General features: G+C 59.8%; 19 protein-coding genes, 1 other RNA gene and 1 pseudogene. 12 read left to right on the top strand and 9 right to left on the bottom strand.

The genetic code is table 11. The annotated features are described in order from the left end of the window. Positions 1 to 81: 81 nt before the first annotated feature. Entirely contained in the window at positions 82 to 1,017 is a 936-nt protein-coding gene (locus ACM6IQ_RS30130) for a glutathione S-transferase family protein (RefSeq protein WP_031319108.1), read from the top strand. A gap of 134 nt (positions 1,018 to 1,151) precedes the next feature. Here ACM6IQ_RS30130 and ACM6IQ_RS30135 read toward each other — a convergent pair whose 3' ends face one another. Further along, complete coding sequence (locus ACM6IQ_RS30135) at positions 1,152 to 1,502, bottom strand: glutaredoxin family protein (protein ID WP_017340641.1); 351 nt, start codon at positions 1,500 to 1,502, stop codon at positions 1,152 to 1,154. Continuing rightward, on the bottom strand, positions 1,502 to 2,506 hold the full coding sequence (gene yejK, locus ACM6IQ_RS30140) for a nucleoid-associated protein YejK (protein ID WP_017340640.1): 1,005 nt from the start codon (positions 2,504 to 2,506) through the stop codon (positions 1,502 to 1,504). Before yejK ends, ACM6IQ_RS30135 begins: the two co-directional genes overlap by 1 nt. 406 nt (positions 2,507 to 2,912) lie before the next feature. Between yejK and ACM6IQ_RS30145 the strand changes: the two genes are divergently transcribed. Continuing rightward, positions 2,913 to 3,194, top strand: a complete 282-nt coding sequence (locus ACM6IQ_RS30145; RefSeq protein ID WP_007905514.1) for an HU family DNA-binding protein — start codon at positions 2,913 to 2,915, stop codon at positions 3,192 to 3,194. Between the two features lie 135 nt (positions 3,195 to 3,329). Here the strand turns inward: ACM6IQ_RS30145 and rlmF are convergent, their stop codons facing one another. From rlmF to ssrA, 3 genes are all read right to left on the bottom strand, one after another. Next, positions 3,330 to 4,352 carry a 23S rRNA (adenine(1618)-N(6))-methyltransferase RlmF gene (gene rlmF, locus ACM6IQ_RS30150; RefSeq protein ID WP_414880555.1) on the bottom strand — a complete coding sequence of 341 codons (1,023 nt, stop codon included), beginning with the start codon at positions 4,350 to 4,352 and terminating at the stop codon, positions 3,330 to 3,332. 265 nt (positions 4,353 to 4,617) lie between these two features. Continuing rightward, entirely contained in the window at positions 4,618 to 7,464 is a 2,847-nt protein-coding gene (locus ACM6IQ_RS30155; protein ID WP_017340638.1) for a valine--tRNA ligase, read from the bottom strand. A 482-nt stretch (positions 7,465 to 7,946) separates the two neighbouring features. Next, positions 7,947 to 8,352: a transfer-messenger RNA gene (ssrA, locus tag ACM6IQ_RS30160) on the bottom strand. Between the two features lie 219 nt (positions 8,353 to 8,571). Here ssrA and ACM6IQ_RS30165 point away from each other — a divergent pair. Beyond that, positions 8,572 to 8,724 (top strand): annotated as a pseudogene (locus tag ACM6IQ_RS30165) (transposase); the annotation flags it as partial. A 93-nt stretch (positions 8,725 to 8,817) separates the two neighbouring features. On the opposite strand, the gene ACM6IQ_RS30170 reads toward ACM6IQ_RS30165, so the two are convergent. The 3 genes from ACM6IQ_RS30170 to ACM6IQ_RS30180 are packed head-to-tail and all read right to left on the bottom strand — an operon-like array spanning position 8,818 to position 11,195. Then, a complete protein-coding gene (locus tag ACM6IQ_RS30170) occupies positions 8,818 to 9,207 on the bottom strand; it encodes a DNA polymerase III subunit chi (RefSeq protein WP_414880556.1) in 390 nt (129 codons plus the stop codon). A gap of 8 nt (positions 9,208 to 9,215) precedes the next feature. Beyond that, positions 9,216 to 9,644, bottom strand: coding sequence for a DNA polymerase III subunit chi (locus ACM6IQ_RS30175; protein ID WP_414880557.1), 429 nt, complete (start codon positions 9,642 to 9,644; stop codon positions 9,216 to 9,218). A gap of 60 nt (positions 9,645 to 9,704) precedes the next feature. Continuing rightward, complete coding sequence (locus ACM6IQ_RS30180; protein WP_414880558.1) at positions 9,705 to 11,195, bottom strand: leucyl aminopeptidase; 1,491 nt, start codon at positions 11,193 to 11,195, stop codon at positions 9,705 to 9,707. Positions 11,196 to 11,498: 303 nt separating this feature from the next. On the opposite strand from ACM6IQ_RS30180, the gene lptF reads away from it, so the two are divergent. The 8 genes from lptF to pdxJ all read left to right on the top strand — a co-directional run bounded on the left by lptF (position 11,499) and on the right by pdxJ (position 19,913). After that, positions 11,499 to 12,617 carry an LPS export ABC transporter permease LptF gene (lptF, locus tag ACM6IQ_RS30185; protein WP_017340633.1) on the top strand — a complete coding sequence of 373 codons (1,119 nt, stop codon included), beginning with the start codon at positions 11,499 to 11,501 and terminating at the stop codon, positions 12,615 to 12,617. Beyond that, positions 12,610 to 13,671 carry an LPS export ABC transporter permease LptG gene (lptG, locus tag ACM6IQ_RS30190; protein WP_017340632.1) on the top strand — a complete coding sequence of 354 codons (1,062 nt, stop codon included), beginning with the start codon at positions 12,610 to 12,612 and terminating at the stop codon, positions 13,669 to 13,671. The genes lptF and lptG overlap by 8 nt, the downstream gene beginning before the upstream one ends. Before the next feature lie 171 nt (positions 13,672 to 13,842). Then, complete coding sequence (gene lepA, locus ACM6IQ_RS30195) at positions 13,843 to 15,642, top strand: translation elongation factor 4 (protein WP_017340631.1); 1,800 nt, start codon at positions 13,843 to 13,845, stop codon at positions 15,640 to 15,642. 5 nt (positions 15,643 to 15,647) lie between these two features. Further along, a complete protein-coding gene (gene lepB / locus ACM6IQ_RS30200) occupies positions 15,648 to 16,502 on the top strand; it encodes a signal peptidase I (protein ID WP_017340630.1) in 855 nt (284 codons plus the stop codon). Between the two features lie 184 nt (positions 16,503 to 16,686). After that, complete coding sequence (rnc, locus tag ACM6IQ_RS30205) at positions 16,687 to 17,376, top strand: ribonuclease III (RefSeq protein WP_017340629.1); 690 nt, start codon at positions 16,687 to 16,689, stop codon at positions 17,374 to 17,376. Next, positions 17,369 to 18,271, top strand: a complete 903-nt coding sequence (gene era, locus ACM6IQ_RS30210; protein WP_017340628.1) for a GTPase Era — start codon at positions 17,369 to 17,371, stop codon at positions 18,269 to 18,271. Before rnc ends, era begins: the two co-directional genes overlap by 8 nt. A 162-nt stretch (positions 18,272 to 18,433) precedes the next feature. Continuing rightward, a complete protein-coding gene (gene recO / locus ACM6IQ_RS30215; RefSeq protein ID WP_031319106.1) occupies positions 18,434 to 19,117 on the top strand; it encodes a DNA repair protein RecO in 684 nt (227 codons plus the stop codon). 49 nt (positions 19,118 to 19,166) lie between these two features. Next, positions 19,167 to 19,913 carry a pyridoxine 5'-phosphate synthase gene (pdxJ, locus tag ACM6IQ_RS30220; protein WP_008151581.1) on the top strand — a complete coding sequence of 249 codons (747 nt, stop codon included), beginning with the start codon at positions 19,167 to 19,169 and terminating at the stop codon, positions 19,911 to 19,913. Positions 19,914 to 19,998: 85 nt separating this feature from the next. Here the strand turns inward: pdxJ and mltF are convergent, their stop codons facing one another. Continuing rightward, positions 19,999 to 21,459, bottom strand: a complete 1,461-nt coding sequence (mltF, locus tag ACM6IQ_RS30225) for a membrane-bound lytic murein transglycosylase MltF (protein ID WP_017340626.1) — start codon at positions 21,457 to 21,459, stop codon at positions 19,999 to 20,001. Positions 21,460 to 21,733: 274 nt separating this feature from the next. Between mltF and purL the strand changes: the two genes are divergently transcribed. After that, on the top strand, positions 21,734 to 25,630 hold the full coding sequence (gene purL / locus ACM6IQ_RS30230) for a phosphoribosylformylglycinamidine synthase (protein ID WP_414880559.1): 3,897 nt from the start codon (positions 21,734 to 21,736) through the stop codon (positions 25,628 to 25,630). The last annotated feature ends 5 nt before the right edge of the window (positions 25,631 to 25,635 follow it).

Raw genomic sequence — 25,635 nt, forward strand, 5'->3', positions numbered from 1 at the left:
GTCCCCATCAGGCGGATGGGTGGGATGCTCGCTGAATGCGCGTTAAGCTGCGGCTTCATTTTCCGTGCGGCGGAGCCGAGCATGTCAGAGTTGATTCTTCATCATTACCCGACGTCCCTTTTCGCTGAAAAGGCCCGCTTGCTGCTGGGCTTCAAGGGGTTGTCCTGGCGCTCGGTGAACATTTCGCCGGTGATGCCGAAGCCTGATCTGACGGCCCTGACTGGCGGCTATCGCAAGACCCCGGTGTTGCAGATTGGCGCTGATATTTATTGCGACACCGCGCTGATCGCCCGTCGTCTGGAGCAGGAAAAAGCCCTGCCGGCGTTCTTCCCGGAAGGTCAGGAAATGATCGCGGCGACCTTCGCCGCCTGGGCCGATTCGGTGGTGTTCCAGCATGCGGTCAGCCTGGTGTTTCAACCGGAATCGATTGCCGTGCGCTTCGGCAATATGCCACCGGAAGCGATCAAGGCGTTCATCGCCGATCGCGCCGGTCTGTTTAGCGGTGGCAGCGCTACCCGGTTGTCCGCTGAGCAAGCCCGGCATCAATGGCCGACGATCATGGGGCGGCTGGAGCAACAGCTTCAGCGCGAGCAGGGTGATTTCCTGTTAGGCGAGCCATCGATTGCCGACTTTGCCCTGGCTCATTGTCTGTGGTTCCTCAAGGCTACGCCGGTGACCGCGCCGTTGGTCGATGCTTATCCGGCGGTTTCCGCGTGGTTGGGACGGGTGATGGGCTTCGGTCATGGCGCGTCCAGCGAAATGACGTCCGAAGAGGCGCTGGACGTGGCGCGCAATGCGACACCGGCCGCGTTGCCGGATGAGCAGTTTGATGAACCGAATGGTTTTGAGGCGGGTCAGCAGGTGGTCATCGCCGCGACCGATTATGGCGTTGATCCGGTGGCCGGGGAGTTGTTGTTTGCGGGCAGGGAAGAATTGATTCTGCGTCGTGAAGACGAACGTGGCGGCGTGGTGCATGTGCACTTTCCGCGGTTTGGGTTCAGCATCGAAAAAAGCTGATAAACCACACACACCTGTGGCGAGGGCGCTTGCTCCCGCTGGACGGCGCAGCAGGCCCAACTATTTTGTAAGCGCTGCGCACTCAAGCGGGAGCAAGCTCCCTCGCCACAGGGGATTTGGTGAGGGCAGTCGGGTTATTTGAGGGCTGCCAGGATTGCATCCGGGTCATACCCGCGAATCAACGTCCCGTTCACATCGATGATCGGAATCCCGCCGCCACCCAGCGCTTCATAAGCCTTGCGCGCCTCGGCATCTTTCTCGATGTCGAACTCCCTGTATGGAATACCTTTCTGGTCAAGAAAGCGCCGGGTCAGTTTGCAGTAACCACACCACTCGGTGGCGTAGAGCACGACACTGGCCTTTGCCTGTGTTTGCTCCGATACCACCTGCGAGGGGTTGAACACCCGCTCGATCTTGCCCCAGTTCTGATAGACGACAACCACCAGCAGGATCAGCAGGAATTTCTTCAGTACGCTGCCGAGCATCAGTTGCGTCGCTTGAGCTGGTCAGTCAACTGGGTGGGCAGGCCTTTGATGATCAGCGTGCCGGCTTCTTCGTCGTATTCGATCTTCGAGCCCAGCAGGTGCGCTTCGAAGCTGATCGACAAGCCTTCGGCGCGGCCGGTGAAACGGCGGAACTGGTTCAGGGTGCGTTTATCCGCCGGAATCTCGGGCGACAGGCCGTAGTCCTTGTTGCGAATGTGATCGTAGAAAGCCTTCGGGCGTTCTTCGTCGATCAGCTCCGACAGCTCTTCGAGGCCCATGGGCTCGCCCATTTTGGCCTGGCTGCTGGCGTAGTCCACCAGGGTCTTGGTTTTCTCGCGGGCGGACTCTTCCGGCAGGTCTTCGCTTTCGACGAAATCGCTGAAGGCCTTGAGCAGAGTGCGGGTTTCGCCCGGGCCGTCGACCCCTTCCTGACAGCCGATGAAGTCGCGGAAGTACTCCGAAACCTTTTTCCCGTTCTTGCCTTTGATGAACGAAATGTACTGCTTGGACTGCTTGTTGTTCTGCCACTCGGAGATGTTGATCCGCGCCGCCAGGTGCAATTGCCCCAGGTCGAGGTGGCGGGACGGTGTCACGTCCAGCTGATCGGTCACTGCAACGCCTTCACTGTGGTGCAGCAGCGCGATCGCCAGGTAATCGGTCATGCCCTGCTGGTAATGCGCAAACAGCACGTGGCCGCCCACAGAGAGGTTCGATTCTTCCATTAGCTTTTGCAGGTGTTCCACCGCCACACGGCTGAACGCCGTGAAATCCTTGCCACCGTCGAGGTATTCCTTCAGCCAGCCGCTGAACGGATGCGCCCCGGACTCGGCATGGAAAAAACCCCAGGCCTTGCCTTGCTTGGCGTTGTAGCTCTCGTTGAGGTCGGCAAGCATGTTCTCGATGGCGCTGGACTCGGCCAGTTCCGAATCACGAGCGTGGAGAACTGCGGGCGTGCCGTCGGGTTTTTTGTCGATCAGGTGGACGATGCAATGACGGATCGGCATGGGCTTCTCGGCTGTTTGAAGCGGCTGGTTGGAGAGAGCAGGGCAGGCTCCCGAAAAAGTGCCAAGTGTACCGCAACCACTGGTTTTGGCGCGGTGCGAACGACAATTCGCAGTCGTCTGGCGGGCCTTGTGCGTTTTTTTCCTGTTTTAGAGCAATAAAGCTGACCAAATGGGTAGCTAGAGGCGGATATTTCCCCGTCTCTGTGCTAGTTTTGCCCCGTCTTACGCGAAGTCACTGCGTTAAGCGTGCATTCAGCATTTGTCAGGTCGAACCAAACCCTGATTTCGGTATCTATAACCCCGATCCCGTGGTTATTGGCCGAGGGTGCCAGATCCAGAAGATCGGGCTCGATGGCTGACACTGCACTCTGCAATCCATATGAATTTGATAGGGAAGGAACACTACATGGCTCTTACTAAAGACCAACTGATCGCCGACATCGCTGAAGCTATCGACGCGCCAAAAACCACCGCGCGTAACGCTCTGGACCAACTGGGCCAAATCGTTGCCGATCAGCTGGAAAACGGCGGCGAAATCACTCTGCCAGGTATCGGCAAACTGAAAGTGACTGAGCGTCCTGCCCGTACCGGCCGCAACCCTTCGACTGGCGCTGCCATCGAAATCGCTGCCAAGAAAGTTATCAAGCTGGTTGTGGCCAAAGGCCTGACCGACGCTGTTAACAAGTAAGACGCAGTAAAAAAAAGCCGTGCTCCGGAGTGATCCGGGCACGGCTTTTTTGTACCTTGAATTCTTCAAACACCGCAGATCCCTGTGGGGGCGGGCTTCGCTCCCACAGGTTCATCACAGGGCTGGAGTATTCAGTTAGCTTTTCTTTATCCAGCGCTCGCGCCACACCTGCTGTTCGGATTTGGTCTGGAAGGTCCAGGCAACGAAGCGGCTTTGCTTCTGGCCCTGGGACATTTCCACGACCTGGCTTTCCAGCACGCCGGCCTTTTTAAGCGCCGTCTGAATCGCCGGAAGGTTAGAGGCTTTCGAGACCAGGGTGCTGAACCACAGCACTTTGTGCTGGAAATGCGCGCTCTCGGCGATCAGTTGCGTCACAAAACGCGCTTCGCCGCCTTCACACCACAATTCCGCCGATTGCCCGCCGAAGTTCAACACCGGCAGTTTGCGTTTCGGGTCGGCGCGGCCCAGTGCACGCCATTTGCGCTCGCTGCCTTTGGTCGCTTCGTCCATCGAGGCGTGGAACGGCGGGTTGCACATGGTCAGGTCGAAACGTTCGCCGGGTTCGAGCAAGCCCAGCAGAATGTGCTTGGGGTTAGTCTGCTGGCGTAACTGGATGGCCTTGTTCAGCCCGTTGGACTGGACGATGGCTTTGGCGGCAGCCACGGCCGTCGGGTCGATTTCCGAGCCGAGGAAGTGCCAGCGGTAGTCGCTGTAGCCGATCAACGGGTAGACGCAGTTGGCGCCCATGCCGATATCGAGCACCTTGACCGGCGCGCCACGCGGGATTTCGCCGTCGTTGACGCTGGCCAGCAGGTCGGCCAGGAAATGCACGTAATCAGCACGGCCCGGCACCGGCGGGCATAGGTAATCCGCCGGAATGTCCCAGTGAGCAATGCCATAGAACGACTTGAGCAGCGCCCGGTTGAACACCCGCACCGCGTCCGGGCTGGCGAAGTCGATGCTTTCCTTGCCATACGGATTGATGATCACGAACTTCGCCAGTTCCGGCGTGGTTTTGATCAGCGCCGGGAAGTCGTAACGACCTTGATGGCGATTGCGCGGGTGCAGGCTGGCCTTTTCACGCGGTTCCACGGTTTTGGCCGGGGTGGCGGAGTCAGGCTTCTTGCGCGCAGGGCGGGGTGTGCGGGGGGCAGTCATGGGCGTGGTCGATTCGGGTATGGCTAAAAGTGGCGGGTATTGTCCCACATCCAGCTGTTGTGAACGCAATTGTGAATAACAGCGCCATACCCCTGTGGGAGCAAGCCTGCTCGCGAAGAGGCCGTGTCAGCCAGCATCAATGTTGAATGACAAACCGCTTTTGCGAGCAGGCTGCTCCCACAGGGGATTTTCGATGCTTGGAATAACGGAGCAGGCACAAAAAAGGGAGGCCACTCGGGCCTCCCTCTTCCATTGCGATCTGCCGTTACAAACTGGCAATCCGCGCGTGCTGCTCGGCCAGCTTGCCCAAAGCCTGTTCAGCTTCAGCCAGTTTGGCGCGTTCCTTCTCGATGACTTCGGCCGGGGCCTTGTCGACGAAACCGGCGTTGGACAGCTTGCCGCCCACGCGCTGGACTTCGCCCTGCAGACGCAGGATTTCCTTGTCCAGACGTGCCAGTTCGGCGTCCTTGTCGATCAGGCCGGCCATCGGCACCAGCACTTCCATCTCACCCACCAGCGCGGTGGCAGACAGCGGTGCTTCTTCGCCGGCAGCCAACACGGTGATCGATTCGAGGCGCGCCAGTTTTTTCAACAGGGCTTCGTTTTCGGTGAGGCGGCGCTGATCTTCGGCGCTGACGTTTTTCAGGAACAGGTTCAGCGGCTTGCCTGGCCCGATGTTCATTTCGCCACGGATGTTGCGCGTGCCGAGCATCAGTTCCTTGAGCCATTCGATATCGTTCTCGGCCGCCGGATCGATGCGCTCTTCATTGGCCACTGGCCAAGGCTGCAGCATGATCGTCTTGCCTTCGATACCGGCCAGCGGCGCGATGCGCTGCCAGATCTCTTCGGTGATGAACGGCATGAATGGGTGCGCCAGACGCAGGGCAACTTCCAGAACTCGGACCAGCGTGCGACGTGTGCCGCGCTGACGTTCAACCGGCGCGTTTTCGTCCCACAGCACAGGCTTGGACAGTTCCAGGTACCAGTCGCAATACTGGTTCCAGATGAACTCGTACAAGGCTTGTGCCGCGAGGTCGAAGCGGAACTGGTCGAGTTGACGGGTCACTTCGGCTTCGGTGCGTTGCAGCTGCGAGATGATCCAGCGATCCGCCAGCGACAGCTCGTAGGCTTCGCCGTTCTGGCCGCAGTCTTCGCCCTTGTCGAGCACGTAGCGCGCGGCGTTCCAGATCTTGTTGCAGAAGTTGCGATAGCCTTCGACGCGGCCCATGTCGAACTTGATGTCGCGACCGGTGGACGCCAGCGAGCAGAAGGTGAAACGCAGGGCGTCGGTGCCGTAGCTGGCGATGCCGTCGGCGAACTCCTCGCGGGTCTGCTTCTCGATCTTCTTCGCCAGTTTCGGCTGCATCATGCCGGAGGTGCGTTTCTGCACCAGATCTTCCAGCTCGATACCGTCGATGATGTCCAGCGGGTCAAGGACGTTACCCTTGGACTTGGACATCTTCTGGCCCTGGCCATCTCGCACCAGACCGTGCACATAAACGGTCTTGAACGGAACCTGCGGTGTGCCGTCTTCGTTTTTCACCAAATGCATGGTGAGCATGATCATCCGGGCAACCCAGAAGAAAATGATGTCGAAACCGGTCACCAGCACGTCGGTGGAGTGGAATTTCTTAAGGAATTCGGTCTGCTCAGGCCAGCCGAGCGTGGAGAACGTCCACAGGCCCGAACTGAACCAGGTGTCGAGAACGTCGTTGTCCTGTTGCAGCGCAACGTCCGGGCCGAGGTTGTTCTTGGCCCGCACCTCGGCTTCATCGCGACCGACGTAGACCTTGCCCGACTCGTCGTACCAGGCCGGAATCCGGTGGCCCCACCACAGCTGGCGGCTGATGCACCAGTCCTGGATGTCGCGCATCCACGAGAAGTACATGTTTTCGTATTGCTTGGGCACGAACTGGATACGGCCGTCTTCAACGGCGGCAATTGCAGGCTCGGCCAACGGCTTGGTGGACACGTACCACTGGTCGGTCAGCCACGGCTCGATGATGGTGCCGGAACGGTCGCCTTTCGGCACTTTCAGCGCGTGATCGTTGACGCTGACCAGCAGGCCGGCCGCATCGAACGCCGCAACGATTTGCTTGCGCGCTTCGAAGCGGTCGAGGCCGACGTATTCGGCCGGGATCTTGCCGTCGATGCTTTCGTTCAGCGTGCCGTCGAGGTTGAACACCTGACAGGCCGGCAACACGGCGGCGTTCTTGTCGAAGATGTTCAGCAGCGGCAGGTTGTGGCGCTTGCCGACTTCATAGTCGTTGAAATCGTGGGCCGGGGTGATTTTCACGCAGCCGGTGCCGAATTCCGGATCGCAGTAATCGTCGGCGATGATCGGGATGCGGCGGCCGACCAGCGGCAGCTCGACAAATTTGCCGATCAAGGCTTTGTAGCGTTCATCGTTCGGGTTAACGGCCACGGCGGCGTCGCCGAGCATGGTTTCCGGGCGAGTGGTCGCGACGATCAGGTAGTCATTGCCTTCAGCGGTCTTCACGCCGTCGGCCAGCGGGTACTTCAGGTTCCACAGGAAACCTTTCTCGTCGTGGTTTTCCACTTCGAGGTCGGAAATCGCCGTGTGCAACTTGGTGTCCCAGTTGACCAGGCGCTTGCCGCGATAGATCAGGCCGTCTTCGTGCAGACGTACGAAGGCTTCTTTAACGGCTTCCGAGAGGCCGTCGTCCATGGTGAAGCGCTCGCGACCCCAGTCCACGGACGAGCCGAGGCGGCGGATCTGACGGCTGATGTTGCCGCCGGACTGATCCTTCCATTCCCAGACTTTCTCGAGGAATTTCTCACGGCCCAGGTCGTGACGATTCTGGCCTTGGGCTTCGAGTTGGCGTTCCACCAGCATTTGCGTGGCGATACCGGCGTGGTCGGTACCCGGCTGCCACAGGGTATTACGACCCTGCATGCGGCGGAAACGGATCAGGGCGTCCATGATCGCGTTGTTGAAGCCGTGACCCATGTGCAGGCTGCCGGTGACGTTCGGCGGCGGGATCATGATGGTGTAGGACTCGCCCGCGCCTTGCGGGGCGAAGTAATTCTCTGACTCCCAGGTGTTGTACCAGGAAGTTTCAATGGCGTGCGGCTGGTAGGTCTTATCCATGCGCGGCGGGACCCTATTGGCATTAATTCAGGAAAAGCCGACGAGTATAGCGGGGCATGGGGCACAGGGCGAGCGGGGGCAGACAGGCGCAGGGTGATTTGGGCGACGGGATTTGTCGGAACGTCCTTTTGGCGTCAACCACTGGAAAGGAGGCAGATAGCTCCGGGTTTCAGAGGGGACCCTGGCGTTCGCCATCAGGCTTGATCGAGACGGTAGACCATCCCTCCAGAAAAGTAGTTGATTGTATAGAGCATAAGTATGTCTTTTGGTTAATGTGTTTGCTTGTGAAAAGAGCATCAATCAAATTGGCTTACTTATTTTTGTTGTCTCTTGAGTACGGTAAAAAAACCAAAAAAAAAGCCACCCCTAGGGATGGCTTTAAATCGGTCATCACTTCTGACGACCTGGCGGTCACCTCTCCAGATGACCTTTTTCGCTGCCAATGACATTTGTCAGCAAATGGGTGAAGTGTTGACTTCATTTGGTGGAGTCGGGGGGATTTGAACCCCCGTCCGCCAGTACTCCGCTGTCGGTTCTACATGCTTAGCCCGTTCAATTGAGTTAACCCGTCGCCGCCCGAGGGGCAGGGTGCTAAGGGCGAGCTGTGTAATATTTAGCCGTTACGTCCACAGCACACTACGCGGCGATTCTGTTCTGTATGACAATCAGGTCGGGTTTACAGAAATCCCCTTGTGATTGCTGGCGCCGAGGCAGCCAGAAGTGCTTAAGCGTAGAGCTTTTCCTTGAAGAAGGAATCGTTCACTGCAGGAGCACCGTAGTTGGCAAGTTTGGCAACTATCAAGTATGCAACAGTGGATTTACGAGTGCTGTTACCCACTCGGCATGCCCCTAGAGTTTTGTTACCGACGTCGAATCCTGATCGGCCCCAAGTGCGCTAAGGCAGGGCAAATATAAGAAGGCTTAGTTGAATAATCAACAGATTTATTTGTTGGCTGTTGAGCGGTTTTTGACAGTATTTAGTTGGCGGATGCGGTAATTGACGGGGGGACTAAGCTACTAATTCGAATTGTTGTATGGAGCGTTATTTTCCAAAGGGGACATTCTTAAAGAAACGTCCAGAATTGGTGGAGTGTCCGCCTTTATTCGGGCTGCAGCGATCCGGCAGTGGAAGATGCGCTTTACGAAACCACGATTTGCGTCCGTTCTCGGGTTTGCATCTGGATCGGGATTTTCGATGAAGCGACAGTACTCAACTTCAGTCGCCTATTGGAAAAAGGCGAACTGGCAAGCGGAATTTTGTGGATCCCCCCCAATCGTGCGCGATCAGGAGTGCCAATGCCGGGAGCCAGATTCTATATTTGGGGGGCAAATATAGAATCTCCCGCAGGTGGCTCAGTCGTTGTATTGGCTCAACAACCGTTCCAGGCGCGCGCTGAGGCGGCGTTTGATTTCGGTTTCGATGTGCGGGGCGAAGTCGTCGATCACGTCTTGCATGATCAATTGCGCGGCGGCGCGCAGTTCGCTGTCCAGGTGCAGCAGGTCGTCGGGGTTCTTGCCGGGGGCGGCTACCGGCGAGGTGGCAGCGGCGGGTGGAGTCGGTTCTACGGTCGGCTGAGACGCGCTGACCGTGTCGAACAACATCGGAATCTGTTCCTGGTCTCCGTCCTCGACCGTGTCGGTCAGCAGAGGTGGTTGCAGGTTGTCATCGCCGAGCAACTGGCGGATCGACTCGAGGTCGTCCAGCAGGTGCGCGGACTTTTGCAGCGGTTTTGGAGTGTCCATCGGAATGCTCAGAGTCGCTGTAAACGGTGATCTTGCAGAGGATAGCCCTGTTCGCGGTAGAAACGGAAACTCTCCCGCGCCGCGGCACGAATCGTCGGATCTTCGACCACCACTTCCGCCACGCGGGCGAACTGTTTGGCGAAGGCCGGGACTTTCAGGTCAAGGTTGACCAGCAAATCCTGATGCTGACCGCAGTCATCGCCAAGTCCGAGCACAATCAAACCGTCGGGCTCGCTTTCGGCGGGGCCGTGGGGCACGAACCTTTCGCCCTTGAAGGCCCACAGGCGCGCATCGAGATCGTCGCGCTGGGCGACATCGCTGCAATGCAGGTAGATGCGATGTCCCATGCGCCAGGCTTTTTCGGTGAGCTTGCAGGCGAAATCCAGTCGCGCCGAAGGATCGGCACTGGGCAGGATATAGAAGTCGACTTTGGTCATTGCGGTTCCTGAGCCTGGAGCGGCGTCACTCGAGAGTAACGCCGCCCAAGGTCATCGGTTTCAGGCTTTGGCGCGGTCCAGCAGGTATTGGGTCAGCAGGGGAACCGGACGGCCAGTGGCGCCCTTGTCCTTGCCGCCGCTGGTCCAGGCCGTGCCGGCGATGTCCAGGTGCGCCCAGTTCAGGTTCTTGGTGAAGCGCGACAGGAAGCAGGCGGCGGTGATGGTGCCGGCTTTCGGGCCGCCGATGTTGGCGATGTCGGCGAACGGACTGTCCAGTTGCTCTTGATACTCATCGAACAGCGGCAGTTGCCAGGCACGGTCGTCGGCAGCCTTGCCGGCGCTCAGCAGCTGGCCGATCAGTTCGTCGTTGTTGCCCAGCAGGCCCGAGGTGTGGGAACCCAGTGCAACGACGCAGGCGCCGGTCAGGGTCGCGATGTCGATCACGGCTTGTGGCTTGAAGCGCTCGGAGTAGGTCAGGGCGTCGCACAGCACCAGACGGCCTTCGGCGTCGGTGTTGAGGATTTCCACGGTCTGGCCGCTCATGGTGGTGACGATGTCGCCCGGACGCGAAGCGTTGCCGCTCGGCATGTTCTCGGCGCAGGCCAGGATGCACACCAGGTTGATCGGCAGCTTCAGCTCGAGCACGGCACGCAGGGTGCCGAAGACGCTGGCTGCGCCGCCCATGTCGTACTTCATTTCATCCATGCCGGCGCCCGGCTTCAGGCTGATGCCGCCGGTGTCGAAGGTGATGCCTTTGCCGACCAGTGCGTACGGCTTCTCGGATTTCTTGCCGCCGTTGTATTGCATGACGATCAGGCGCGGCGGCTGGGCGCTGCCCTGGCCGACGGCATAGAACGAGCCCATGCCCAGTTCCTTGATCTTCTTTTCATCAAGGACTTCGACTTTCAGGGTTTTGAATTCTTTACCGAGGTTCTTGGCTTGTTCGCCGAGGAACGTCGGGTGGCAGATGTTCGGCGGCAGGTTGCCCAGGTCACGGGTGAATGCCATGCCGTTGGCGATGGCGGTGGCGTGGGCCACGGCACGTAGCACTTCAGCCTGGGCGGCCTTGATGGTCACCAGGGTGATTTTCTTCAGGGCGCGCGGTTCGGCTTTCTGGCTCTTGAACTGCTCGAAGGAATATTCGCCGTCCACCAGGGTTTCCGCCAGCAGGCGGGTCTTGCCATAGCTGTCGCGACCCTTGATCACGACTTCGTCCAGCGCCAGCACGGCATCGCTGCCGCCCAGGCCTTTGAGGGTGTTGAGGACGCCGGCGATGATTTTGCGGAACGGACGGTCGCCCAGTTCTTCGTCCTTGCCCACGCCCACGAGCAGCACGCGTTCGGCTTTGAGGTTCGGCAGGCTGTGCAACAGCAGGCTCTGGCCGACTTTGCCGGCCAGATCGCCGCGCTTGAGCACAGCGCTGATCGCGCCGCCGCTCAGTTCGTCAAGTTGCTTGGCAACGGCCCCGAGCTTGCGGCCTTCGCCGACGGCGACTACCAGGGTGGAGGTTTTCAACGTTTCCGGGTTAACGCTTTTTACAACCAGTTCCATGTCGGGGTCCCTGAGTGATGGGTCAACCAGTGCTCGACGACCTGCGCTCGAGCCTGCTTATAGATAGAAAGACGCAAGTCACGGCTTGCGACAAAGGCCGCAGTTTGAACCTCGGGCCCCGAGCCTGACAACCCTCGGTTGTACGATCTTCTACGCTTTAGCCGCCTGCTTGAGCGTGCGCAGTGACAGGCGCACCCAATCACAGGATAATGCGCCAACTTTTTTCGGCGGCTCTGCCCTGCGTGCTGCCTGATACGTTTGCTTGTTTGGCCGCCTTAGCCTGACAACCCTGGAGTGTCTGGTTTGATTGTCTTCCGTTATCTGTCCCGCGAAGTCCTGTTGACCTTGAGCGCCGTCAGCGCCGTGCTGCTGGTCATCATCATGAGCGGACGCTTCATCAAATACCTCGCCCAGGCGGCTGCCGGCCTTCTGGATCCGGGCTCGCTGTTCCTGATCATGGGCTTTCGTCTGCCAGGCTTTCTGCAGCTGATCCTGCCTCTGGGCCTGTTCCTCGGGATTCTGCTGGCCTACGGTCGCCTGTACCTCGAAAGCGAAATGACGGTGCTGTCGGCCACGGGCATGAGCCAGCAACGTCTGTTCACCATGACGCTGTTTCCGGCCACGCTGGTTGCGCTGGTTGTCGCCTGGCTGAGCCTGAGCCTGGCGCCACAAGGGGCCAATCAGTTCCAGTTGCTGCTGAACAAACAGGACGCCCTGACCGAGTTCGATACCCTTGAGCCGGGTCGCTTCCAGGCGCTGCGCGACGGAACCCGGGTGACCTACACCGAAACGCTGTCGGATGACCGCATCCACCTCGGCGGCGTGTTCATTTCGCAAAAGAACATCTCGTCGGACAAGAAGGATCGCGGGATTTCCGTGCTGGTGGCCGAGAAGGGCCGTCAGGAAATCCGTCCCGACGGTAACCGCTACCTGATTCTCGACAATGGCTATCGCTACGACGGTAACCCGGGGCAGGCCGACTACCGTGCAATCAAGTACGACGAATACGGCGTATTGCTGCCTAAACCGGACGTGAGCAGCGAAGTCACCGACCGTGATGCAATGCCCACCAGTTCCTTGTTCGGCAGTGACGACCTGCGTTCTCGCACCGAACTGCAATGGCGACTGTCGTTGCCGTTGCTGGTCTTCATCGTGACCTTGATGGCGGTGCCGCTGTCGCGGGTCAATCCGCGCCAGGGCCGTTTCCTCAAGCTGTTGCCGGCGATTCTTCTTTATATGGCTTATCTGAGCATCCTGATTGCCGCTCGCGGCGCCCTCGAAAAGGGCAAGATCCCGCCTGCGCTGGGCCTGTGGTGGGTTCATGGGATTTTCCTGGCCATCGGCCTGGGGCTGCTCTATTGGGAACCCTTGCAGTTGAAGCGGGCAAGTCGCCGCAGCGCGCTGGAGGTGGCCCGTGGTTAAGCTCGATCGCTACATCGGCAGCAGCGTCTTCGTCGCGATCCTGGCGGTACTGGGGATCATTCTCGGCCTGGCGACACTGTTTGCCTTCATCGACGAGATGGGTGACGCCAGCGACACCTACACCCTGGTCGATGTGTTGAGCTACGTCCTGCTGACGGCACCGCGCCGTCTGTACGACATGTTGCCGATGGCGGCACTGATCGGCTGCCTGATCGGCCTCGGCAGTCTGGCCAGCCACAGCGAACTGACCATCATGCGCGCTGCGGGCGTGTCGGTCGGGCGGATCGTCTGGGCGGTGATGAAGCCGATGCTGGTGCTGATGCTGGTCGGTCTGTTGATCGGCGAGTACATCGCGCCGGCGACCGAAAGCACGGCGCAGGCCAACCGCTCGCTGGCTCAGGGCAGTGGCGATGCACAAAGCGCCAAGCATGGCCTGTGGCACCGTCAGGGCGACGAGTTCATCCACGTCAACTCGGTGCAGCCCAACGGTCTGCTGTATGGCGTGACCCGTTATCGCTTCGACGATCAGCGCCATATGCTGTCCTCGAGCTTCGCCAAGCGTGCGGAGTTCGACAAGGATCACTGGCAGTTGAGCGATGTCACTACCACGCTGTTCCATGACAAGAGCACTGAAGTGGTGACGACTCCGGTCGAGCGCTGGAACGTGGCGTTGAGCCCGCAGTTGCTGAGTACCGTGGTGATGTCGCCGGATTCGCTGTCGATCACCGGTCTGTGGGGATACATCCACTACCTGGCGGATCAGGGCCTGAACAATGGCCGGTACTGGCTGGCATTTTGGGTCAAGGTGTTGCAACCGCTGGTCACTGCCGCGCTGGTACTGATGGCGATTTCCTTCATCTTCGGTCCTCTGCGCTCGGTGACCCTCGGTCAGCGGGTCTTCACTGGCGTACTGGTGGGCTTTACCTTCCGCATCGTCCAGGATCTGCTCGGGCCTTCGAGCCTGGTGTTCGGTTTCTCGCCGCTGTTTGCGGTGCTGGTGCCGGCGGGTGTGTGCGCCCTGGCCGGGGTCTGGTTGTTACGCCGGGCCGGTTGATAACGGGTATTTCCCGTCCTCGACGCCGATAAAAACGCCCCTGTCGCAAGACCGGGGCGTTTTTTGTAGGTGCCGTCTGACCTGCGAACGTGACGCTTGCGCCGTGGATCAGGTACAATTCCCGGCTATTTTTCGGCGGGCTATGCCTGCAGCCTTTTTGAGTGTTGATCCGTGAGTGATTTGAGTCATATCCGCAATTTCTCCATCATCGCCCACATTGACCATGGCAAGTCGACGCTGGCCGATCGCTTCATCCAGATGTGCGGCGGCCTTGCCGAGCGCGAAATGGAAGCCCAGGTGCTGGACTCCATGGACCTGGAACGTGAACGCGGGATCACCATCAAGGCCCACAGCGTCACCCTCTATTACACCGCTCGCGATGGTATCAAGTACCAGTTGAACTTCATTGACACCCCGGGCCACGTTGACTTCACCTACGAAGTCAGCCGGTCGCTGGCGGCCTGTGAAGGTGCATTGCTGGTAGTCGATGCCGGTCAGGGCGTTGAAGCGCAATCGGTAGCCAACTGCTACACGGCGATCGAGCAGGGCCTGGAAGTCATGCCGGTCCTGAACAAGATCGACCTGCCACAGGCCGATCCGGAGCGCGTCAAGGAAGAAATCGAAAAAATCATCGGCATCGATGCTACCGACGCCGTCGAGTGCTCGGCCAAGACCGGCCTGGGCGTCGATGAAGTGCTCGAGCGTCTGGTTCACACCATTCCTGCGCCGACCGGCAACATCGAAGATCCGCTGCAAGCGTTGATCATCGATTCCTGGTTCGACAACTACCTGGGCGTTGTTTCCCTGGTACGTGTGCGTCACGGTCGTGTGAAGAAGGGCGACAAGATCCTGGTCAAATCCACCGGCAAGATTCACCTGGTGGACAGCGTCGGCGTGTTCAACCCGAAACATACCCCTACCGCTGACCTGAAGGCTGGTGAAGTAGGCTTCATCATTGCCAGCATCAAGGACATCCACGGTGCCCCGGTCGGTGACACCCTGACCTTGAGCTCCACGCCGGACGTTGACGTGCTGCCCGGCTTCAAACGCATTCAGCCGCAGGTCTACGCCGGTCTGTTCCCGGTCAGCTCCGACGACTTCGAAGACTTCCGCGAAGCCCTGCAAAAGCTCACGCTCAACGATTCGTCCCTGCAGTACACCCCGGAAAGCTCCGACGCCCTGGGCTTCGGCTTCCGTTGCGGGTTCCTCGGCATGCTGCACATGGAAATCATCCAGGAGCGCCTGGAGCGCGAGTACGACCTGGACCTGATCACCACGGCACCGACGGTGATTTTCGAGCTGTTGCTGAAAACCGGTGAAACGATTTACGTCGATAACCCGTCGAAGCTTCCTGACCTGTCCTCGATCGAAGACATGCGTGAGCCGATCGTGCGGGCCAATATTCTTGTGCCGCAAGAGCACCTGGGCAACGTCATTACCCTGTGCATCGAGAAGCGTGGCGTGCAGCACGACATGCTGTTCCTCGGTTCGCAGGTCCAGGTGACCTACGATTTGCCGATGAACGAAGTGGTCCTGGACTTCTTCGACCGTCTCAAGTCCACCAGCCGCGGCTATGCTTCGCTGGATTACCATTTCGATCGTTATCAATCGGCTAGTCTGGTGAAACTGGATGTGCTGATCAACGGTGACAAGGTCGACGCCCTGGCGCTGATCGTGCACCGCGATAATGCGAACTACAAAGGTCGCCAGTTGACCGAGAAGATGAAAGAACTGATTCCACGGCAGATGTTCGACGTGGCAATCCAGGCCGCCATTGGCGGTCAGATTGTGGCGCGGACAACCGTCAAGGCACTCAGAAAGAACGTATTGGCCAAATGCTACGGTGGTGACGTCAGCCGTAAGAAGAAACTGCTGGAAAAGCAAAAGGCCGGTAAGAAACGCATGAAGCAAGTCGGCAACGTGGAAATTCCACAAGAAGCCTTCCTTGCAGTGCTCAGGTTGGATAGTTAGGTCCTATGTCACTAAATTTCCCGCTGTTGCTGGTCATCGCCGTGTTCGTCTGCGGCCTGTTGGCGTTGCTCGATCTGGTTTTCCTGGCGCCGCGTCGGCGTGCGGCCATTGCCTCCTATCAGGGCAGCGTCAGCCAGCCTGATGGGGTGGTGGTCGAAAAACTGAACAAAGAGCCGTTGCTGGTCGAATACGGCAAGTCGTTCTTCCCGGTGTTGTTCATCGTGCTGGTGCTGCGTTCGTTCCTGGTGGAGCCGTTCCAGATTCCTTCCGGCTCGATGAAACCGACCCTGGACGTCGGCGACTTCATTCTGGTGAACAAGTTTTCCTACGGCATCCGCCTGCCAGTGATCGACAAGAAAGTCATTGAAGTGGGTGATCCGCAGCGCGGCGACGTGATGGTGTTCCGCTACCCGAGCGATCCGAACGTCAACTACATCAAGCGTGTAGTCGGCCTGCCGGGTGACCAGATTCGCTACACCGCTGACAAGCGTCTGTTCGTCAACGGTGAGTCGATCGCCGAGCAACTCGTCGGCTCCGAGCCGGGCACGCTGGGCAGTGCCGAGCTCTACAAGGAAAAACTCGGCGTCGCCGAGCACCTGATCCGCAAGGAAATGAGCCGCTATCGCGCATCGCCGGACCATACCTGGACCGTGCCTGCCGGGCACTACTTCATGATGGGCGACAACCGCGACAACTCGAACGACAGTCGCTACTGGGATGATCCGAACATTCCCAAGGATCTGCTGGGCATGGTTCCCGACAAGAATATCGTCGGCAAGGCTTTCGCAGTCTGGATGAGCTGGCCGGAACCCAAACTCAGTCACCTGCCGAATTTCTCGCGGGTTGGCCTGATCAAGTAATCACACACGGCGCTGTTGAACACAGCGCCGAATGCATTTCTGGAACCGCCACAATCGGCGCCAGAGGCATGAAAACAATGATATTCAGGATGTAATTTTTGAACACAGCGTTAATTGTCCCAAGCCTGCGCCGCACCACGGCGATGGCGGTGGAATCCAGCCACGAACTCAGCGTGGATAAACCGTGAGCGTCTCCTTAAGCCGTCTAGAGCGTCAGCTCGGCTACACCTTCAAGGATCAGGAACTGATGGTCCTGGCCCTGACTCACCGCAGCTTTGCCGGGCGCAACAACGAACGCCTGGAATTCCTCGGTGACGCCATCCTCAACTTCGTCGCTGGCGAGGCATTGTTCGATCGCTTCCCCCTGGCCCGCGAAGGCCAGTTGTCGCGATTGCGCGCACGCCTGGTGAAAGGTGAGACTCTGGCGGTACTGGCCCGCGGTTTCGATCTGGGCGAGTACTTGCGTCTGGGTTCCGGCGAGTTGAAAAGCGGTGGTTTCCGTCGCGAGTCGATTCTGGCCGATGCCCTGGAAGCGTTGATCGGTGCGATCTACCTCGACGCGGGCATGGACGTGGCGCGCGAGCGCGTGCTGGCCTGGCTGGCCGGAGAGTTCGAAGGCCTGACGCTGGTCGACACCAACAAAGATCCAAAAACCCGCTTGCAGGAATTCCTGCAATCGCGTGGTTGTGAGCTGCCGCGTTACGAAGTGGTGGATATCCAGGGTGAGCCGCATTGCCGGACGTTCTTCGTCGAATGTGAAATCACCTTACTGAATGAAAAAAGCCGAGGTCAGGGTGTGAGTCGTCGTATTGCCGAACAGGTAGCGGCCGCCGCAGCACTGATTGCCCTGGGTGTGGAGAATGGCAATGACTGATTCAACCGCAACACGCTGTGGCTATGTTGCCATCGTCGGCCGTCCCAACGTGGGCAAGTCCACGCTGCTGAACCACATCCTCGGCCAGAAGCTCGCGATCACCTCGCGCAAGCCGCAAACCACCCGCCACAACATGCTGGGCATCAAGACCGAAGGCGCCGTGCAGGCGATCTACGTCGACACCCCGGGCATGCACAAGGGCGGCGAAAAGGCCTTGAACCGCTACATGAACAAGACCGCTTCGGCAGCGTTGAAAGACGTCGACGTGGTGATCTTCGTGGTGGATCGCACCAAATGGACCGACGAAGACCAGATGGTTCTCGAGCGCGTCCAGTACGTGACCGGCCCGTTGATCGTGGCGCTGAACAAGACCGACCGCATCGAAGACAAATCCGAGCTGATGCCCCACCTGACCTGGCTGCAGGAACAACTGCCGAACGCGCAGATCATGCCGATCTCGGCGCAGCACGGGCACAACCTCGAAACGCTGGAGCGGGTGATCGCCGAGCACCTACCGGAAAACGATCACTTCTTCCCGGAAGACCAGATCACCGACCGCAGCAGCCGTTTCCTCGCCGCTGAACTGGTGCGCGAGAAAATCATGCGCCAGATGGGCGCCGAGCTGCCATACCAGATCACCGTGGAAATCGAAGAGTTCAAGCAGCAGGGCAAAACCCTGCACATTCACGCCTTGATCCTCGTCGAGCGTGATGGCCAGAAGAAAATCATCATTGGCGACAAGGGCGAGCGCATCAAGCGCATCGGCACCGAGGCGCGCAAGGACATGGAGCTGCTGTTCGACTCCAAGATCATGCTCAACCTCTGGGTGAAAGTGAAAGGTGGCTGGTCCGATGACGAGCGCGCGCTGCGTTCGCTGGGTTACGGCGACCTGTAGTACTGCATAAAGATCCACCGTGGGAGCGAGCCTGCTCGCGATGAGGGCCTGGTATTCAACATCAATGTTGACTGACAGACCGCTATCGCGAGCAGGCTCGCTCCCACAATGGTTTTGGGCTGTTTGTAAAACTGCGCTCCTTCATTGAGATCTGCGATTTCCATGTCCCAACCCATCGGCCAACCCGCCTACGTCCTCCACTCCCGTGCCTACCGTGAAAACAGCGCATTGGTGGATTTCCTCACGCCGCAAGGTCGGCTGCGGGCGGTGTTGCGCAGTGCGCGGGGCAAGGCCGGGACGCTGGCGCGGCCATTCGTGCCGTTGGAGGTCGAGTTCCGCGGTCGCGGGGAATTGAAGAACGTCGGGCGCATGGAAAGTGCTGGCGTTTCCACCTGGCTCAACGGCGAAGCGCTGTTCAGCGGTCTTTACCTCAATGAGCTGTTGATTCGTCTGTTGCCCTCCGAAGACCCCCATCCCGCTGTATTCGACCACTACGCCGCGACGTTGCTTGCGCTGGCCGAAGGTCGTCCGCTGGAGCCGTTGTTGCGTTCCTTCGAATGGCGCCTGCTCGACGATCTCGGTTACGGCTTCGCCCTGACGACTGACATCCATGATGCACCCGTCGCACCGGACGGCCTCTATCGCTTGCAGGTCGATGCTGGTCTGGAGCGGGTTTACTTGCTGCAACCCGGTCTGTTCAACGGCACCGAGCTGCTGGCCATGGCCGATGCCGACTGGTCAGCCCCTGGCGCGTTGTCCGCCGCCAAGCGTTTGATGCGTCAGGCATTGGCCGTTCACTTGGGCGGTCGTCCCCTGGTCAGTCGCGAGTTGTTTCGCAAGCCCTGATCACCCCGTATGCTGTGCACCGAACTTTCTCTACTTCTGGAGCGCTTCCGTGACCACCAGCAATCGCATTCTTCTTGGCGTGAACATCGACCACGTTGCCACCCTGCGTCAGGCCCGGGGCACTCGCTATCCCGATCCGGTCAAGGCTGCACTGGACGCGGAAGAGGCGGGCGCTGACGGCATCACCGTGCACCTGCGTGAAGACCGTCGGCACATCCAGGAACGTGACGTACTGCTGCTCAAGGATGTATTGCAGACCCGCATGAACTTTGAAATGGGCGTCACCGAAGAAATGATGGCGTTCGCCGAACGCATCCGTCCGGCGCACATTTGCCTGGTTCCGGAAACGCGTCAGGAACTGACCACCGAAGGCGGTCTGGACGTGGCGGGGCAGGAAGCACGGATCAAGGCTGCGGTGGATCGCCTGGCGAAGATCGGTTGCGAAGTGTCGCTGTTCATCGATGCAGACGAGCGGCAGATCGAAGCGTCCCGCCGTGTTGGTGCGCCGGCCATCGAGCTGCACACCGGTCGTTACGCGGACGCCGAGACACCGACGGATGTGGCTGAAGAGCTCAAGCGCGTGGCGGATGGCGTTGCGTTTGGCCTGGCCCAGGGGCTGATCGTCAATGCCGGCCACGGTTTGCACTATCACAACGTCGAAGCCGTCGCGGCGATCAAGGGTATCAATGAACTGAACATCGGCCATGCGCTGGTGGCGCATGCGTTGTTTGTCGGGTTCAAGTCGGCGGTGTCGGAAATGAAGGCGCTGATTCTGGCTGCGGCCTTGAAAGGCTAAGATCAAAAGATCGCAGCCTTCGCTAGCGCCTGCAGGTGTGCACATACCCTGTAGGCGCTAGCGAAGGCTGCGATCTTTTTCTTTTTTAAAGCTGCGGGGTTTCCTGATTCGGCTTGCTCTTGTCGACCCCCGGCACATGCAGGTTGCCTTCGGCGACCTGATTGCCTTCCAGCTGCGGTTGCGTCACCCACGTCAGGATGTCGTAGTAGCGACGGATGTTCGCCACAAAATGCACCGGCTCGCCGCCCCGGGCGTAGCCGTAACGGGTTTTGCTGTACCACTTCTTTTCGGACAGGCGCGGCAGGATTTTCTTCACGTCCAGCCACTTGTCCGGATTCAGACCTTCCTTGGCCGCCAGTTTGCGCGCGTCATCCAGGTGACCGCTGCCGACGTTGTAGGCCGCCAGTGCAAACCAGGTGCGGTCCGGTTCCTGGATCGATTCGTCCAGCTGGTCCTTCATATAAGCCAGGTACTTGGCGCCGCCCATGATGCTCTGTTTCGGATCGAGGCGATTGGACACGCCCATGGCCTGCGCGGTGTTCTGGGTCAGCATCATCAGGCCGCGGACGCCGGTCTTCGAGGTGACGGCTGCCTGCCACAGCGATTCCTGATAACCGACCGCCGCCAGCAGGCGCCAGTCGACTTTTTCTTTCTTGGCGTAGGTTTTGAAGTGCTGCTCGTACTTGGGCAGCCGTTGCTGCAAGTGCTGGGCGAAGGTGGTGGCGCCCATGTAGCCCAACACATCGACGTGCCCGTAGTAGCGGTCTTTCAGGCGTTGCAGGGTGCCGTTCTTCTTCACCTTGTCGAGGTAGTCGTTGATCTCGTTGAGCAGGCTGTTGTCGTCGCCGGCCGCCACGGCCCAGCTCTGATTGCTGGCGTCACCGAGGTCAAAGGCGACCCGAATGTTGGTGAAGTAGACCTGGTTCATCGCCACTTCGTTGGAGTCGACCAGGGTCAGATCGATCTGGCCTTCATCCACCATGCGTAGCAGGTCGACGACTTCAACCGCGTCGGACTCTTCGTATTCAATGCCGGGAAATTTCTGTTTCAGCTCCGCCAGTTGCCCGGCGTGGGTGCTGCCCTTGAGCACCATGATCTTCTTGCCGACCAGATCCTTTGGATCGGTCGGCCGCGACTGGCCGTTGCGATAGATGACCTGCGGGGTGACTTCCAGGTAGGGGTGGGAAAACCGCACCTGCTTCTTGCGCGATTCGCTGCTGACCAGGCCGGCCGCCGCGATGACCGGGCCGTTGGGCTTGCCCACCTGGTTGAACAGGTCGTCGAGGTTGTCGGCGGTTTCGATCTTGAGTTCGACCCCCAGATCGTCGGCGAAGCGCTTCACCAGCTCGTATTCGAAGCCGGTTTCACCGTTGCGATCCTGAAAGTAGGTGGCGGGGCTGTTTCGGGTAACCACCCGCAGCACACCATCCTCCTTTACGCGCTCCAGCGTGTTGGGTTTATCAACACAGCCACTGAGCACCAGGAAGAGTCCGGTTGCGATCAGCCATTTGGCGTACCGCGGACGCAAAGCCGTTGGGGAAAACATCTGCGCAGTATACGCAAAGGACCACGAGCGCCATATCTCGACAGCGAAGGCCTTGTCTGCTAGAGAGTGAAAAACCGCTCTGGAGCCCGCAGGAATGGGCTTGAACCGCAATTTGTGACACAAAAAATAACACCTGACGGACCGCTGTTGCAGGCCCGAATACCCGGCCCGACGTTCGGGTACGGCCGTGCGTACCGTTTCGGGTGATGTCGCGGGCGGTTTAGGCTAGAATGCACGGCCTCAAAGCACACCCCTTCCCGAGGCTGTCCCGAAGATGTTGATCCTGCGCGGCGCTCCTGCCCTTTCTGCCTTTCGCCACAGCAAACTCCTTGAGCAACTGAGCCAGAAGGTTTCGGCTGTCAGCGGCTTGTATGCTGAATTCGCTCACTTCGCCGAAGTTACCGGCGTCCTGGCCGGCGACGAACAGCAGGTGCTCGCGCGCCTTCTGAAGTACGGTCCAAGCGTTCCGGTCCAGGAACCGACCGGTCGCCTGTTCCTGGTGTTGCCGCGGTTCGGCACTATCTCGCCGTGGTCCAGTAAAGCCAGCGACATCGCTCGCAACTGTGGCCTGAGCAAGATCCAGCGCCTGGAGCGCGGCATCGCGTTCTACGTGGCCGGCCAGTTCAGCGACGCCGACGCGCAGCTGATCTCTGATGCGCTGCACGACCGCATGACCCAGATCGTCCTCGGCAACCTGGAACAGGCTGCCGGTCTGTTCAGCCACGCCGAGCCGAAGCCGCTGACCGCGATCGACGTGTTGGGCGGCGGCCGCGCCGCGCTGGAAAAAGCCAACACCGAGCTGGGCCTGGCCCTGGCCGAAGACGAGATCGACTACCTGGTCAACGCCTTCGTTGGTTTGAAGCGCAACCCGCACGACATCGAACTGATGATGTTCGCCCAGGCGAACTCCGAGCACTGCCGTCACAAGATCTTCAACGCCAGTTGGGACATCGACGGTCAGAGCCAGGAAAAAAGCCTGTTCGGCATGATCAAGAACACTTACCAGATGCACAGCGAAGGCGTTCTGTCCGCTTACAAGGACAACGCTTCGGTGATCGTCGGTAACGTTGCCGGCCGTTTCTTCCCGGACCCTGAAACCCGCCAGTACGGCGCGGTGCAGGAACCGGTGCACATCCTGATGAAAGTCGAAACCCACAACCACCCGACCGCGATTGCCCCGTTCCCGGGCGCGTCGACCGGTTCCGGTGGCGAGATTCGCGACGAAGGCGCTACCGGTCGCGGCGCCAAGCCAAAGGCTGGCCTGACCGGCTTCACCGTTTCGAACCTGCAGATCCCTGGCTTCGAACAGCCGTGGGAAGTGCCGTACGGCAAGCCTGAGCGCATCGTTACCGCGCTGGACATCATGATTGAAGGCCCGTTGGGCGGTGCCGCGTTCAACAACGAATTCGGCCGTCCGGCCCTGACCGGTTATTTCCGTACCTTCGAACAGTCGATCACCACCCCGCGTGGCGACGAAGTTCGGGGCTACCACAAGCCGATCATGCTGGCCGGCGGCATGGGTAACATCCGTGCCGAACACGTACAGAAAGGCGAAATCACCGTCGGCTCCAAGCTGATCGTGCTCGGCGGCCCGGCGATGTTGATCGGCCTGGGCGGCGGCGCGGCTTCCTCCATGGCCACCGGCACCAGCTCGGCTGACCTGGACTTCGCGTCCGTACAGCGCGAAAACCCTGAGATGGAACGTCGCTGCCAGGAAGTCATCGACCGTTGCTGGCAGCTGGGTGACAAGAACCCGATCAGCTTCATCCACGACGTCGGCGCGGGTGGTCTGTCCAACGCGTTCCCGGAACTGGTGAACGACGGCAACCGTGGCGGTCGCTTCGAACTGCGCAACATTCCAAACGACGAGCCGGGCATGGCCCCGCACGAAATCTGGAGTAACGAATCCCAGGAGCGTTACGTTCTGGCAGTTGGCCCGGCGGACTTCGAACGCTTCCAGGCAATCTGCGAACGCGAGCGTTGCCCGTTCGCCGTGGTCGGCGAAGCCACCGCAGAGCCGCAACTGACGGTCACCGACAGCCACTTCGGCAACAGCCCGGTGGACATGCCGCTGGAAGTGCTGCTGGGCAAAGCCCCGCGCATGCACCGTTCGGCCGTGCGTGAAAACGAACTGGGTGACGATTTCGATCCAGCCACGCTGGAAATTGCAGACTGCGTCGAACGCGTTCTGCATCACCCGGCCGTGGCGAGCAAAAGCTTCCTGATCACCATCGGCGACCGCACCATCACCGGCCTCGTGGCCCGTGACCAGATGGTCGGCCCGTGGCAGGTTCCGGTAGCCGACGTTGCCGTCACCGCCACCAGCTTCGACGTCTACACCGGTGAAGCGATGGCCATGGGCGAGCGTACTCCGCTGGCACTGCTGGACGCTCCGGCGTCGGGCCGCATGGCCATCGGCGAAACCCTGACCAACATCGCCGCTTCGCGCATCAACAAGATTTCCGACATCAAGTTGTCGGCGAACTGGATGTCCGCAGCCGGTCACCCGGGTGAAGACGCGCGCCTGTACGACACCGTGAAAGCGGTCGGCATGGAACTGTGCCCTGACCTGGGCATTACCATCCCGGTGGGCAAGGACTCCATGTCCATGGCCACCCGCTGGAACGACGAAGGGGTCGACAAGACCGTGACTTCGCCGATGTCCCTGATCGTGACCGGTTTCGCGCCAGTGGCTGACATCCGTCAGACCCTGACCCCGGAACTGCGCATGGACAAGGGCACCACCGACCTGATCCTGATCGATCTGGGCCGTGGCCAGAACCGCATGGGCGCCTCGATCCTGGCCCAGGTTCACGGCAAGCTTGGCTCGCAAGCGCCGGACGTCGATGATGCCGAAGACCTGAAAGCCTTCTTCGCGGTGATCCAGGGCCTCAACGCCGACGGTCACCTGCTGGCGTACCACGACCGTTCCGACGGTGGTTTGCTGACCAGCGTTGTGGAAATGGCCTTTGCCGGCCACTGCGGCCTGAGCCTGAACCTCGACGGTCTGGCAGAAACTTCCGCCGACATCGCCGCGATCCTGTTCAACGAAGAACTGGGCGCCGTGATTCAGGTTCGCCAGGACGCCACCCCGGACATCCTCGCGCAGTTCAGCGCTGCCGGCCTGGGCGAGTGCGTGTCGGTGATCGGTCAGCCGATAAACAACGGCGAGATCAACATCACCTTCAACGGTGACACCGTGTTCGAAGGTCAGCGTCGTCTGCTGCAACGTCAGTGGGCCGAGACCAGCTACCAGATCCAGCGTCTGCGCGATAACGCCGACTGCGCCGAACAAGAGTTCGACGTGCTGCTGGAAGAAGACAACCCGGGCCTGAGCGTCAAGCTGAGCTACGACGTCAACCAGGACGTCGCCGCGCCTTACATCAAGAAAGGCATCCGCCCACAGGTTGCCGTGCTGCGTGAGCAGGGCGTCAACGGTCAGGTGGAAATGGCCGCCGCGTTCGACCGCGCCGGTTTCAACGCGATCGACGTGCACATGAGCGACATTCTCGCCGGCCGTGTCGACCTGAACGAGTTCAAAGGTCTGGTGGCTTGCGGTGGTTTCTCCTACGGCGACGTACTGGGTGCCGGCGAAGGCTGGGCCAAGTCCGCGCTGTTCAACAGCCGTGCTCGCGATGCATTCCAGGGCTTCTTCGAACGCAACGACAGCTTCACCCTCGGCGTGTGCAACGGTTGCCAGATGATGTCCAACCTGCACGAGCTGATTCCGGGCAGCGAGTTCTGGCCGCACTTTGTGCGTAACCGTTCCGAGCAGTTCGAAGCCCGCGTGGCGATGGTTCAGGTCCAGGAGTCGAATTCGATCTTCCTGCAGGGCATGGCCGGTTCGCGCATGCCGATCGCCATCGCACACGGTGAAGGTCATGCCGAGTTCGAAAGCGAAGAGGCGTTGCTGGAAGCCGATCTGTCCGGTTGCGTTGCGATGCGTTTCGTCGACAACCATGGCAAGGTCACCGAAAACTACCCGGCCAACCCGAACGGTTCGCCGCGCGGGATCACCGGTTTGACCAGCCGCGACGGTCGCGTAACGATCATGATGCCGCACCCGGAGCGAGTGTTCCGCGCCGTGCAGAACTCGTGGCGTTCGGAAGACTGGAACGAAGACGCGCCATGGATGCGCATGTTCCGTAACGCTCGCGTGTGGGTGAACTAAGCGCC

The sequence above is a fragment of the Pseudomonas sp. IT-P100 genome, from assembly GCF_949767185.1.
GTDB classification, from domain to species: Bacteria; Pseudomonadota; Gammaproteobacteria; order Pseudomonadales; family Pseudomonadaceae; genus Aquipseudomonas; species Aquipseudomonas fluorescens_B.